This is a genomic window from Hymenobacter convexus, assembly GCF_030580955.1.
Lineage (GTDB): Bacteria > Bacteroidota > Bacteroidia > Cytophagales > Hymenobacteraceae > Hymenobacter.
The window spans coordinates 258,845-271,907 of record NZ_JAUQON010000008.1 but is presented as its reverse complement, the minus strand read 5'-3'; the positions used below and the strand labels follow the sequence as shown (position 1 = coordinate 271,907).

General features: G+C 61.2%; 7 protein-coding genes and 3 tRNA genes. 5 read left to right on the top strand and 5 right to left on the bottom strand.

Translation table 11 applies throughout. The annotated features are described in order from the left end of the window. Positions 1-48 precede the first annotated feature (48 nt). The 5 genes from gyrB to Q4S41_RS17905 all read right to left on the bottom strand — a co-directional run bounded on the left by gyrB (position 49) and on the right by Q4S41_RS17905 (position 4,705). The gene (gene gyrB / locus Q4S41_RS17925) at positions 49-2,043 is read right to left on the bottom strand and encodes a DNA topoisomerase (ATP-hydrolyzing) subunit B (RefSeq protein ID WP_305032510.1); all 1,995 of its coding nucleotides are present in this window, start codon (positions 2,041-2,043) and stop codon (positions 49-51) included. A gap of 227 nt (positions 2,044-2,270) precedes the next feature. Next, positions 2,271-3,767, bottom strand: a complete 1,497-nt coding sequence (locus Q4S41_RS17920; protein WP_305032509.1) for a T9SS type A sorting domain-containing protein — start codon at positions 3,765-3,767, stop codon at positions 2,271-2,273. A gap of 599 nt (positions 3,768-4,366) precedes the next feature. After that, a tRNA-Arg gene (locus Q4S41_RS17915) sits at positions 4,367-4,440 on the bottom strand. Positions 4,441-4,462: 22 nt separating this feature from the next. Then, positions 4,463-4,536 (bottom strand) — tRNA-Pro (locus Q4S41_RS17910). An 81-nt stretch (positions 4,537-4,617) separates the two neighbouring features. Further along, positions 4,618-4,705: transfer RNA gene (locus Q4S41_RS17905), tRNA-Ser, on the bottom strand. Between the two features lie 164 nt (positions 4,706-4,869). Here Q4S41_RS17905 and Q4S41_RS17900 point away from each other — a divergent pair. The 5 genes from Q4S41_RS17900 to Q4S41_RS17880 all read left to right on the top strand — a co-directional run bounded on the left by Q4S41_RS17900 (position 4,870) and on the right by Q4S41_RS17880 (position 12,969). Continuing rightward, a complete protein-coding gene (locus Q4S41_RS17900) occupies positions 4,870-5,835 on the top strand; it encodes a VWA domain-containing protein (protein WP_305032508.1) in 966 nt (321 codons plus the stop codon). Further along, positions 5,832-6,851, top strand: coding sequence for a tetratricopeptide repeat protein (locus Q4S41_RS17895; RefSeq protein ID WP_305032507.1), 1,020 nt, complete (start codon positions 5,832-5,834; stop codon positions 6,849-6,851). Before Q4S41_RS17900 ends, Q4S41_RS17895 begins: the two co-directional genes overlap by 4 nt. Positions 6,852-6,990: 139 nt before the next feature. After that, positions 6,991-8,175, top strand: coding sequence for an acetyl-CoA C-acyltransferase (locus tag Q4S41_RS17890; RefSeq protein ID WP_305032506.1), 1,185 nt, complete (start codon positions 6,991-6,993; stop codon positions 8,173-8,175). Positions 8,176-8,400: 225 nt separating this feature from the next. Beyond that, a complete protein-coding gene (locus tag Q4S41_RS17885) occupies positions 8,401-9,855 on the top strand; it encodes a toxin-antitoxin system YwqK family antitoxin (RefSeq protein ID WP_305032505.1) in 1,455 nt (484 codons plus the stop codon). Positions 9,856-10,437: 582 nt separating this feature from the next. Then, positions 10,438-12,969, top strand: coding sequence for a TonB-dependent receptor domain-containing protein (locus Q4S41_RS17880; RefSeq protein WP_305032504.1), 2,532 nt, complete (start codon positions 10,438-10,440; stop codon positions 12,967-12,969). The last annotated feature ends 94 nt before the right edge of the window (positions 12,970-13,063 follow it).

The following is a 13,063-nucleotide window of genomic DNA, read 5'->3' as shown; positions in this document are numbered from 1 at the left end:
AAACAAAAAAGGCCCGCTTTGCAGCGAGCCTTTTTGAAGTTATGCAAGCTACACATCCAGCTTGGCGTATTTGGCGTTGCGCTCAATAAAGTCGCGGCGCGGGGCCACTTCGTCGCCCATCAGCATCGAGAACAGGTGGTCGGCCTCGGCGGCCGACTCCACCGTTACCTGCTTCAGGGTGCGGGTCATGGGCTGCATGGTGGTGGTCCAGAGCTGCTCGGCGTTCATCTCGCCCAAGCCTTTGTAGCGCTGCACGTTCACAGTTTCGGGCTTGCCCCGGCCCATGTCTTCTTGGGCTTGTTGGCGCTCCTCTTCGGTCCAGCAGTAGCGCTCCTCTTTGCCGCGCTTCACGAGGTAGAGCGGCGGCAGGGCGATGTAGATGTAACCCCGGTCCACCAGCTCGCGCATGTAGCGGAAGAAGAAGGTCAGAATCAGCGTGCGGATGTGCGAGCCGTCGATGTCGGCGTCGGTCATGATGATGACCTTGTGGTAGCGCAGCTTGTCGAAGTTCAGCGGGCCGGTTTCCACGCCCGTATCATCGGTAGTGAAAGCCAGCGACTTGCGCTCATTGAAGCTCACGCCCAATGCCGTAATCATGTTCCGGATTTCCTCGTTTTCCAGAATGCGGTGCTCCTGCGCTTTCTCCACGTTCAGGATTTTGCCGCGCAGCGGCATAATTGCCTGAAACGCGCGGTTGCGGCCCTGCTTGGCCGTGCCGCCGGCCGAATCACCTTCGACTAGGTATAGCTCGCAGATGGCCGGGTCCGACTCCGAGCAGTCGGCCAGCTTGCCTGGCAGGCTGTTCGAGGAGAGCACGCCCTTGCGCTGCACCATGTCCTTGGCCTTGCGGGCGGCGATGCGGGCCTTGGCAGCCAGAATCACCTTCTCCATGATGCGGTTGGCCTGGTTGGGGTTTTCGTCCAGGTACTGCGTCAGGATTTCGCCCACCACCGAGTTCACGGCGCCGCTCACTTCGGAGTTGCCCAGTTTGGTTTTGGTCTGGCCTTCGAACTGCGGCTCGGCCACTTTCACCGAGATTACAGCCGTCAGGCCCTCGCGGAAGTCGTCGCCGGTGATTTCCACCTTGGCCTTTTCAAACAGCTTGTTTTTGTCGCCGTAGTTTTTCAGTACCCGCGTCACGGCCGAGCGGAAGCCCGCCACGTGCGTGCCACCCTCAATGGTGTTGATGTTGTTGACGTAGGAATAGACGTTTTCCTGGTACGAGGTATTGTACTGCAGGGCCACTTCCACGGGCGTGCCGCCCTTCTCGCTCTCCACGTAAATGGGCTCCGAGAGCAGCGAGGGCCGCTGCTCGCCGTCGAGGTACTGCACGAAGTCGCGCAGGCCGCCGGTCGAGAAGAACTCTTCGCCGCGGAACTCGCCGTTCTCCAGCTTCTCGCGACGGTCAGTGAGGGTGATGCGGATGCCTTTGTTGAGGTAGCTCAGGTCGCGCAGGCGCGAAGCAATGGTGTCATAGCGGTATTCGGTTTCGGAGAAGATGCTGGCGTCGGGCAGAAACTGCACCTCGGTGCCGTGCTCGTCGGTGTCGCCGATTTCCTTCACCGGGTACTGCGGGAAACCGATTTTGTACTCCTGCTGGTACACGTGGCCTTTGAGGCGCACGGTCACCTTCAGGTCGGTGCTGAGCGCGTTTACGCAGCTCACGCCTACGCCGTGCAGGCCGCCCGATACTTTGTAGGAACCTTTGTCAAACTTGCCGCCGGCGTGCAGCACGGTGAGCACCACTTCCAGGGCCGACTTGCCTTCCTTGGCGTGCCAGTCCACGGGAATGCCGCGGCCGTTGTCGCGCACGGTGATGGAGTTGTCTTCGTTGATGGTGACGTTAATCAGGTCGCAGTGCCCGGCGAGGGCTTCGTCAATCGAGTTATCGACCACCTCCCACACCAAGTGGTGCAGGCCCTTGAGGCCGGTGTCGCCGATGTACATGCTGGGCCGCTTGCGCACGGCCTCCAATCCTTCGAGTACTTGAATGCTGTCAGCCGTGTATTCTGGCTGCGCGGTTTTTGCGGTTGTTTCGCTCATGTGGGCGGGATTAAATCAGGTCATAAAACAGCCCATCGGGCCGCTAGGTACTGAACACTCAAAAGTACATATTTAATCCCATTTTCAGGAATTTTCGCGGTTTTTATCCTCGGATTTTTTCATTTCTACCGCCACAAAACAGCCCAGCTAAATCCCAGAGCAACAGCCCATAAAAAAAGGCCTTTCCCGCTTGGGAAAGGCCTTTTTCAGCAAGCCTGAAACCGCGGTTAGTTGATAACCAGTTTCTGGGTGGCAATGCCGGCTTCGCCGCGCAGCTGCAGGGTGTAGATGCCGGTTTTTTCTCCGGTCAGGTCGATGGGGAAGTTCTTCGAACCTACCGTCGTCGCGTTCAGCGTCTGCGACTTCACCACCCGGCCCATGGCGTCAACCACCGTGATTTGCGCACCGGCCTTCATGGCCGTGCCCAGGCTCACATTGAACACGCCGGCAGCGCCGGGGTTGGGGTACACGCTCAACGAGCTTTGCAGCGCGGCATCGCGCGTGGCGGTGATGGTGGGCGTGTAAGAGCCCTTATACATGCCGCCTACGCCCAACGAGTCGGTAATCGAACCGATGTAGCCGGTGGCGCCCGTGGTGCCGGTAATGTATGCCGGCTGGCCGTTAGAAATCAGGTCGAGGGCCGAGAATACTTTTTGGTTGGTCAGAGGCGCCTGCATCGTGCTGATGTTTTTCCAGTTGATGCCGTCGGTGCTGTAGGAGCTGCCGTAGTTCTGGCCGCCCGTGCCAGGCACCACCGTAGAAATGGGGAAGCGGACCCCTACGCTGTAGTAAAAACCGTTCACGGCGTCGATGTCGTAGCGGAAGAAATCGCCGGCGGCACCCGCGGTGGCAGCAGCCGGCGTGATGGGCAACCAGCTATTCCCGCCGTCGCTGGTACGGATGAGGTTAACGGCCGTCACGGCCGTGCCCGTCACCTTCACGTTGTAGGCAATACCGTTCAGGGGGTCTTTGAAGGCAATTTTGCTGATGGTTTCGGTGAGCGGCGTGGGGGCGCTCTTGGTCCACGTTACGCCACGGTCAATCGATTTGTAGATATATTCCTGCTCATTGGCACCGCCCGAAGCACCACCAAACCAAATGGTGTTGCCCAGCGCGAAATACGAACGCACCAGCGCGGCTTCGCCGGCGAAGGGCGTCAGCACGCTGGTTTGCGGAATGCGCGTCCAGGTTACGCCGCCGTTCGTGGTGCGCAGAATCTCGAAATAGCCGTTGGTGGGGTCGCCCACGGCCACGCCCTCGTTGGCGTCGAACATGTACACGAAATCGAGGAAACCGCCGTTGGCCGCCACAAACTGCGTGTTGGTGTTCGTGGTTTTGGTCCAGCTCAGGCCGCCGTTGGTGGTGCGCAGAATGTCGCCGCCGCCAGCCGAGCCGTATTTGGCAGCAACCGCGGTCGTGCCCGAAACAGCGGAGATGTTAGCCGTTTCGTAGGTCGTATTGGCGCCGGTAGCCGAGATGGCATCGAAGTAGAATTCGTTGCCAGCGCCGTTGTTGGTGTTGAAAAAGTAGTTGGCTTTGCCATTGGTGGCGTCTTCGGCCACGGCCCAGGCCACGTTGGCCGACACCGTGTTGACGTGTACCACGTCGTAGCCCGGCGAAAAAGAAGCCATGTTGGTGGTGTTCACGAGCACCCAGGGGCCCTGTTGGGCCTGCGCGGTGCCCGCGGCACCTAGCAAGCCCAGGAAAAGTAGGAATTTATTCATGGTTGAAAAAATGTTTGGGGGTGGCTGAAAAGAAGAGGGTTGGATTAAAAAGTTGATGTTTGCAGCGTCCACTAGTTGGGTGTCACTAGTCTCGTTTGGGGGCCAAGATACGGACGGCAGCCGGTTTTTAGCATGAAATAACGTTCAGTTTAGCCCCGGTGTTGCGGTTTGCCAGTCTTCTATCTCCCGGATAAACACCATCAAACGCTTTTTTCGGCCGGGCTTAATCGGCTTAGCCCAAGCCTGCCGGTGTTCATTGGAAATGCAAAAGGCTTTTTTCCGAATCCAGAAAAGGGCCCGAACGGTGGCCTCGTTTGGCGTCGCGTATTTGACGGTCTATTCCCTGCTGCTATAAGAACGGTTGGCAACGGGGCGCAGTCCTCGGCTGCCGCGGCACAAGTTACCCGTTATTACCGGGTGCATTGGTGGCGAGCTGGGGGGCAAATCGACGGGCGCGCCCAACACGTCGACTGAGCCACCCGAAACCATCTGTGAGTTCGGGGGAGCCAGAAACACGCCACGAAAAAGCCCCAGGCCATACCCGGAATAGACGCCGAAAACCAAAAAAGCCCCTCACGCTGGCGTGAGGGGCTTTCAAGTGGCCCCGTTTGGATTCGAACCAAAGACCGACTACTTAGAAGGTAGTTGCTCTATCCAGCTGAGCTACGGGGTCGAAAACGGGGCGGGAAAATATGTCGGGGTGGCAGGATTCGAACCTACGACCTCCTGCTCCCAAAGCAGGCGCGATACCGGGCTACGCTACACCCCGAAAAAAAAATAATGTTGGGCTTAGAAAGCGTCCTACTGGGTGGAGCCCCAACGGGATGCTTTCGCAACCCAACATTATTAGTGGAGAAGGGGGGATTCGAACCCCCGGTAACCTTTAGAGCTACGGCAGTTTAGCAAACTACTGGTTTCAGCCACTCACCCACTTCTCCAGGCTGGTTTTCGCTTCCGTCTGAAGCGGGTGCAAATATACTAGCCGAACTGAATTGACCATACTCCAAGCGAAAAAATTATCTTTGGGGCCCGACAATCTGCTTCCTCGATTTGGGTTGTTGCTTTGCGGCGGCGCTGCCTTTCTGACCGTTAACTTCTGCATTTGATAACCTGGGCTTATCCTGATTTTATTGCCGTGGGCGTGGCGCTGGCCTTCGTGCTGCTATTGCTGGCCCGGCATTGGGCCCGGCTGGGGCGCGCCGGCCGGGCGCTGGGCAGCCCGGCCCGGCACCGCGGCTGGAAGCTGACGCTGCGGGTAGCCGCCGGGGTGGCCCTGCTGGTGGCGGCCATGGGCCCGTCGCTGGGCGTGAGCCAGCGCCCGGTGCGCACGGCCGGCAAAGACGTGTGGCTGCTCGTCGACGTGTCGCGCTCGATGGACGCGCCCGACGTGACGCCCTCACGCCTGCTGCGGGCGCAGGCCGAGCTGGAAGAGCTGGTGGCCCAGTTTCCGGCCGACCGGCTGGGGCTGGTGGTGTTCGGGGCCGAAGCCACGGTGCAGTGCCCGCTGACGTACGACCAGGCGGCGGTGCAGGTATTTATCCGGACGCTGCGCACCAGCCTGCTGCCGCCCGGCCCCACCACCCTGCGCGAGCCGCTGGAGCTGGTGCTCAAGCGCTTGGGCACCACGGCGGCCACGCCCCGGGCCACGGCCCTGGTGCTGGTGAGCGACGGCGAGGACTTTGGCGAAAACCTGGAGCCCGTGCTGCGGGAGCTGGGCCGCACCGGCGCCCGCATCTACACGGTGGGCGTGGGCACGGCCAAGGGCGCGCGCATTCCGAAACCAGGCGGTGGATTTGTGCGCGACAGCCGGGGCCAGGTGGTGGAAACGCGCCTGCGGGAAGCGGCCTTGCTGCAGCTTTCGGCCCAAACGGGCGGGCAATACGTGGAGCTGAACGACCAGCAAAACGGCTTCGACCCGCTGCTGCGGCTGTTGCGCAACATGCCCGGCCTGGCCGAGCAGGTGCGCACCGTGGCCGTGGCCGACAACCGCTACCGCTATACGCTGGCCGCGGCGCTGCTATTGATTGCACTGGACATTGCCCTGACATTAACGATTATCCGGCTATGAAATACCTGGTGCTGGCCGTATTACTATTGAGCGGACCGGGTTTGCAGCTGCTCACCAGCGTGCGCGACCGCAACGCGGCTGTAGCCACGGGCACCGCCGCCTACCGCCGGGGGGAAGCCGCCCAGGCCGTGGAAGCCTTCGAAACGGCGGTGGCAACCGGCACCCGCCGCACGCCCGACCCGCGCCTGCTGCTCAACCTGGCCCACGCACAAACCCGGGCCGGCCAGCTGGCGCCCGCTTACGCCACGTACGAACGCCTGCTTACGGGTAGCCCGGCAGCGCTGAGCAGCGTGGCGCGGCAGCAGCTGGCGGTTCAGGCCGCCCAGCGGGGCCAATTGGCGCAGGCGCTTGGGCTGCTGCGGCAGGCCTTGCTGCTGGACCCGCACAATGCCGGTGCGCGCTTCGACTATGAAGTGCTGAGCGAATATTTGGCCAAGCGGCCGAATGCGCCCAAGATGCACCCCCCGCCGACGCCTAAAGAGAAAAACAAGAATGCGGCTGATGAAAAGCCATCGCCCGAGAAAAACGGAGCAGCTCAAAATCAGCCGGCAGAGAAGGAAGGTTCTGACCGTAAAGGCGAGGTAAACGACCAAAAGCCTAGCCCCGCGCTGCCCACCGGCCCGCCTGCCGCCCGCCCCGATGCCACCGGCCGGCCCGACCAACGCCAACCCAGCGCGGCGCCGGGGAGCACGGCCGTCGGCGGGCGTACGCTGGGCAACGGCATCCCGCAGCCCTTACCTTCCGGAGAGGAGCCGGGCCAGCAACGCGGCCTCGACCGGAGCGCCAGTGCCTCCGCTCCTACTCCCAACGGCCGCAGCAACCGCCCCGGCACCGAAGCCGCCACGCCCGCCGACGTGCAGCTCCAAACCCAGCGCGAGCGCCTGCAGGCCATGAACCTGAGCCCCGCGCAGGCGCGCCAGCTACTGGAAACCCTGCGCGCGCAGGAGCAGCAGTACCTGCAGCAACTGGCGCGCCCGGCGGCGCAGAAGCCCGACCCTAATAAGCCAACCTGGTAATTTTTAACTGAAAACCAGCCCTCTGGCCGGGCAACCTAATCAGGCTAACACCTGTTAGGCTGACTACTCGTTCGGAGACGGTAAATCCGTACTTTTGCGGCCAGATTCAACCTCCCACCCCACTTCATTTAACATCGGTATGCAAACCAAAGAAGTTGTCATTATTTCCGCTGTCCGCACGCCCATTGGGTCGTTTGGCGGGGCGCTGGCGTCGTTGTCGGCCACGGAGCTGGGCGCGATTGCGCTGAAAGGGGCCCTGGAAAAGGCCGGCGTCGCGCCCTCGGAAGTCGAGCAGGTGATTATGGGCAACGTGATTTCGGCCAACCTGGGCCAGGCGCCCGCCCGCCAGGCGGCCAAGAAAGCCGGCCTGCCCGATACGGTGGAATGCACGACCGTTAATAAGGTGTGCGCTTCGGGCTCGAAGGCCATCATGTACGCCGCCCAGGCCATCATGCTGGGGCAGGCCGATGTGATTTTGGCCGGCGGCATGGAGAGCATGAGCAACGTGCCCTACTACCTCGACAAGGCCCGTTTTGGCGCCAAGTACGGGCACGGGCAGATGATTGACGGCCTCGTGCGCGACGGCCTGTGGGACCCTTACCATGACTACGCCATGGGCAACGCGGCCGAAAACACGGCCAAGGAAATGGGCATTACCCGCGAGCAGCAGGACGCTTTCGCCATTGAAAGCTACACACGTAGCGCGGCAGCGGCCAAAGCCGGCAAGAAGAAAGACGAAATTGTGCCCGTCACCATTGAGAGCCGTGGCAAAACCACCGTTATCGAAGATGATGAGGAGTACCTGAAAGTTGATTTCGCTAAAGTGCCCGGCTTGAAGCCGGCCTTCATCAAGGAAGGCGGCACGGTGACGGCCGCCAACGCTTCCACCCTGAACGACGGTGCCGCCGCCGTGCTGCTCATGAGCCGCGAGAAAGCCGACGCGCTGGGCCTCAGCCCCATCGGCCGCATCCTGGGCTTCGCCGATGCCGAGCAGGCGCCGGAGTGGTTCACCACTTCGCCCGCGCTGGCCATTCCGAAGGCCTTGAAAAACGCTGGTAAAACGGCTGCCGACGTGGATTTCTACGAAATTAACGAAGCTTTCTCGGTGGTGAGCCTGGCCAATAACAAGTTGCTGAACCTAGAAGGCGACAAAGTGAACAAGTACGGCGGGGCCGTGAGCCTGGGCCACCCGCTGGGGGCCTCCGGCGCGCGCATCGTGACTACACTGATGAACGTGCTCAAGAACGAGGGCGGTAAAATTGGCGTGACAGGCATCTGCAACGGCGGCGGCGGGGCCAGCGCCATTGTGGTGGAAGCATTGTAGAACCCGCCTTGCTCCTGAATGAACGTCATGCTGAGCGCAGCCGAAGCATCTCTACCGCGCAACGCAATTCATTTACTCCTGCGGTAGAGATGCTTCGGCTGTGCTTAGCATGACGTTCCTTTTTGCTCTGGCCCCACCAATTAATTGGTGGGGCTTTTTTTGGCCCGAATTTTAAGCGCCATTCATACTCTGCACGGAAATAGCATTTCCTGCGTTCTTGCGCCTATGAAATACCTGGTTCCTTTTTTCTTTTTGCTGCTGGCGCTGCCTTCTCATGGGCAGCGGCTGCGGCGATTTATTTCCTATTACGATTCGCTGAAGACCAACAAACGCGAGGTGTACACGGCCCTGGTGGCGGCCGATACCGTGCCGCAGGGCACCTACAAGCGGTTTTATCGCAATGGCAAGATGGAGCAGCAGACCAGCTTCAACCAAGGCAAGCGCGACTCGGCTTACGTAGAATTCCACCCCACTGGCACCCGGCGGCTGGAGGCGACCTACCGCGACGGCATCCGGCAGGGGCCGTTCAAAACGTATTATGACGACGGCAAGGTGGCGCAGGCGGGCTTCTTTGAAGATGATGTGCCGAATGGCGAAATCACCTACTACCACCCCGACGGCTCGGTGAAGCTGCGCACAACACTCACCAAAGGGCAGCCGAATGGGCCGCTGAAGTCGCTGTACCCGGACGGGAAGACCCAAGCCGAAATTACCTACGTGGACGGCCAGCCCAATGGCGCGGTGAAATTCTACTACCCCAACGGCGTGGTGCAAAGCGAAGGCAGCTTCACGAAAGGGCTGCTGTCGGGGCCGTACAAGACGTATTACCCGAATAGCCAGATTGAGGTGGAAGTGCTGGCCGACAAAAACGGCCGTGGCCGCTACCGCAGCTACTACCAAAGCGGCAAGCTCCAAACCGAAAGCACCTACGTGCCGGCCCCACTGGCCCAGCGCGCGGTGAAGAACCCGCTGGGCGACGACCTGACCAAGCGCGCCGCCCCAGTGAGCGGCACGGCCAACCTTGACGGGCCGGCCACCAGCTACTACGAGAGCGGCCAAATCAAAACCAAGCTCACTTATAAGAACGGCGTGCTCACGGGCCACGGCCTCGAATACTTCGAAAACGGCCACCTGCGCGAAGAAACTGACTACGGCAACGGCGGCAAGGACCGCAAAATCACGCGCTACCACGACGTGGCCGGGCAGGTTAAGCAGGCCGAAGAGCAATACAAAAGCGGACGCCCGGCCGGCACCTGGCGCGAGTTCTACCCCGATGGCAAGACGCCCCGCAAGGTGGAAACCTACGGCCCGCAGGGCAAGCTGGTGGGCGAACGCCTCACCTATTTCGACAACGGCCAGGTGCAGAGCCGCCAGCCGTATCTGAATGGCTTTATGGCTGGCGTGGGGCAGGAATATTTTCCTTCGGGCAAGGTGCGCAAGGAAACGACCTACGTGCGCAGCATGATTCAGGGCCCGTTTAAGGAGTATCGGGAAGATGGCAGCTTGGCCGTGAACGGACTGTACCGCAACAGCAAGCAAAGCGGTGTTTGGACCTATTATAAGGAAGACGGCACTACTGTAGACCGGACCGTAACCTACCGCAACGGCCAGCAAGTGACCGACCCGGTGCACCAGCCCAAGGCCAAGCCAAAACCTAAGGCACCGGTGAAGCGGCGGTAACTTGCTGCGACTAACAATAATTAGAATAGTCATGCAGAGTGCAGCGAGGCATCTTGCCTGCCACGGGTAATCCAATCGAAAGGTTTACCAGTGGCAGGCAAGATGCTTCGCTGCGCTCTGCATGACGTTCACACTCCAAGTAGAATCCTCAAGCCCTGGCCCAGTGGTCAGGGCTTTTTTCATGCTCAAAAGAAAAAGTGGGAACCTTGGGCAACCCTGAAATCAGTCGCTGCATCTATTGACTGAGCGACACATTCAGCCAATACACTGCGCCGAAGAAAATAAGACTGCTGCCAGTCATAAAATTTTCTTTCTGTAAATCAATGGGTAACGAAAACGAAAGCCATGCTTAACGCAGATATTTTGAAACAGTACCTTGCGTTACAAAGTACCTGCTTTACATTTGTTCCATACAACGCCAAGTAGCTGCCGTTAGCGTGTACCAAAGACGGCCCGCTACCGGCAATTTGCCTCCCACTCACCGGGAAAAATGGTGACTGAGCTTCTCTCCTTCGCAGCGGAACCGCGGCCGCTGCCCAACCTGAAAAGCTTCATCGCTCTCCCAATTCTCTTTTCTGCACCATGAAAACTTTTTTCACCTCCGCTTCGATTTTCCGCGTTGGCCGCGCCTTACTCGGCCTGACGATTGCCGCGCTGGCCCTACCCCTGGCCGCAGCGGCCCAGACCGGCGGCCCCGGCGCCGTGAGCGGTAGTTTGTTGGAAGCAGGCTCGGGCAAGGTCGTGCCTTTCTCGGATGTGCTGCTGCTGCGCGCCGCCGACTCCACGTTTGTGGCCGTGGCCCAGACTACGGAGCAGGGCACGTTTAAGGCCGGCGCGCTGCCGCTGGGCACCTACCTGCTGCGCGTGCAGGATTTGAACTACCAGGTGCTGCGCCGCCGCTTCACGCTGACGGCCGCGGCGCCCGCAGTGCAGTTTCCGGGCCTGAAAATGACTGCCGCGACGGCTACTAAGCTGAACGAAGTAGTGGTGACTGGCCAGAAGGCGGCCGTGGTGGAAGAGCTGGGCAAGCGCGTGATTAATGTGGAAAAAGACCTGGCCAGCGTGGGCGGCACGGCGGCCAACATCCTGCAAAACGTGCCCTCGGTGAGCGTGGACGTAAACGGCACGGTGAGCATGCGCGGCTCTTCCAACATCACCATTCTGATTGACGGCAAGCCGGCGGGCGTGAGCAACGGCGGCACCGGCGGCCAACGCCTCGACCAGATTCCGGCTTCGCGCATTGCCCAGGTGGAGGTAATAACCAACCCCTCAGCCAAGTACGACGCGGCCGGCGGCGGTGGGGTTATCAATCTCATTACCAAAAAGGAAACCCGCTCCGGCACCAATGGCACCGCGTCCATCAACCTGGGCACCAACGACAAATACAGCGGCAACCTCAGCCTGAGCCGCAAAGTGGGCAAAGCCACCTGGAGCGGCGGCTACGACGGCCGAGACGTGACCTACGGCAGCAAAGGCCACAGCGAACAGACGGCCCGGGTGGGCACTGAAACGGTGCAAACCACACAGATAGGTGTCGGCAACGAAATTCACCGCAACCATAACCTGCGGGCCGGTGTGGAGCTTGAACTGCCTAAAAACCAGACGCTGGGCCTGAACGTGAACGGCGGCACCGAGCGCAACCTCGAAGGCGAAGGCCAGGAGTTGACCCAGCAAACCAACAACGGCCCGGTGCAGCGTGCCCGCGGCCGCCAGGACCTCGATGTGCAGGTGAAGATGCTGAACTACGGCGGCAACTACCGCCGCACCTGGGAAGCCCACAAGGGCCGCGAACTGACGGCTAACTTTGGCGGCGTAGTGATTGATGCAAACGTGCCGGTGGTACAGCGCCAGTACGCCGAGGCCGGCTCGGCGGGTTTGCCGCAGCCCGGCACCCGCCAGCTGCTGGAGCTACTGGGCAACATCCAGTACGGGCAAATTGACTACACCCACCCGCTGGCCGATGGCAAAGGCCGCCTCGAAATGGGTGCCAAGCTGGAACATCAGGGCAACAACGGCAGCAACAGCTTCGGCTTCGCGGCCAACGAAAGCCGCCCCGACGACTTCGTGAACGACCCCGCCCGCTCGCTCACTTACGCTTCCAACCAATTGGTGCCTGCCGCTTACGTCACGGCCCAGCACAGCCTCGGCCCGAAGTGGAACGCCCAGGTGGGCTTGCGCTCCGAATACACTTACCTGAGCGGCAGCATTGAAGGTGGCGTGGGCATCAACCAGCGCGGCAGCCTGCAGCAGGATTACCTGAGCTTCTTCCCCTCGGCCCTCATCAGCCGCGACTTTGGCAAGGAGCCCGGCCAGAACCGCCTGCAGCTGAGCTACGCCCGTCGCCTCAACCGCCCCAACTTCATGCAGCAGCTACCGCTGGCCATTTATCAGGACCCGCGCAGCTACCGCCTCGGCAACCCGCGTTTGCAGGCCGAATTCAGCAACAACATCGAACTGGGCCACCAGCTGACCGTGGGCCAGGCCACCATCACGAGCACCGTGTTTGCCCGCATCACTACCAACTCCATCCAGCGCCTACGCTACGTGGACACCGTTGCCACGCGCCTCGCCGGCAACGCCGGCCTCGTGACGGCCGAAACCTACGACAACCTAGGCACCACCACCAACCTCGGCGCCGAACTGAGCCTCAACCAGCCCCTGGCCAAGTGGTGGCGCCTGACGGCCAGCACCAGCCTCTACCGCGCCCAGATTGCCGGCAACGGCATCGCCAGCAACCGCACCGCCCTGGTGGGCACCGCCCGCCTCGCCAACAACTTCACCATCCGCCCCACCCTGGAAATGCAGCTGAGCGGCAACGTGCGCTCGGCCTCCGTCACGGCCCAAGGCCGGCAGCTGGCTTGGGGCCAATTGGACCTGGCCCTGCGCCAGCGCCTCTTCTCCGACCGCGCCGCCCTTACCCTGCGCATCTCCGACCTGCTGAACACCAGCTCCTACCGCACCGAAGTGGCCACCGACGCGCTGGCCAGCACCCGCTACGCCAAAGACGAAACCCGCGTGGGCTGGCTGGGCTTCACCTGGTACATCGGCGCCAGCAAGGCCAAGCCGGGCCGCATCGAGGCCGCACCCCAGGGCGGCGGCGGCTTCGGCGGCTGAGTTGCCTAAGTTTTCCCTGATACCACCCCGCTTTTCTCTCCTTCTTTCTGCAAGCAGCCCCGTCGTCGGTTTGGTCCGGCGGCGGGGCTTTGTG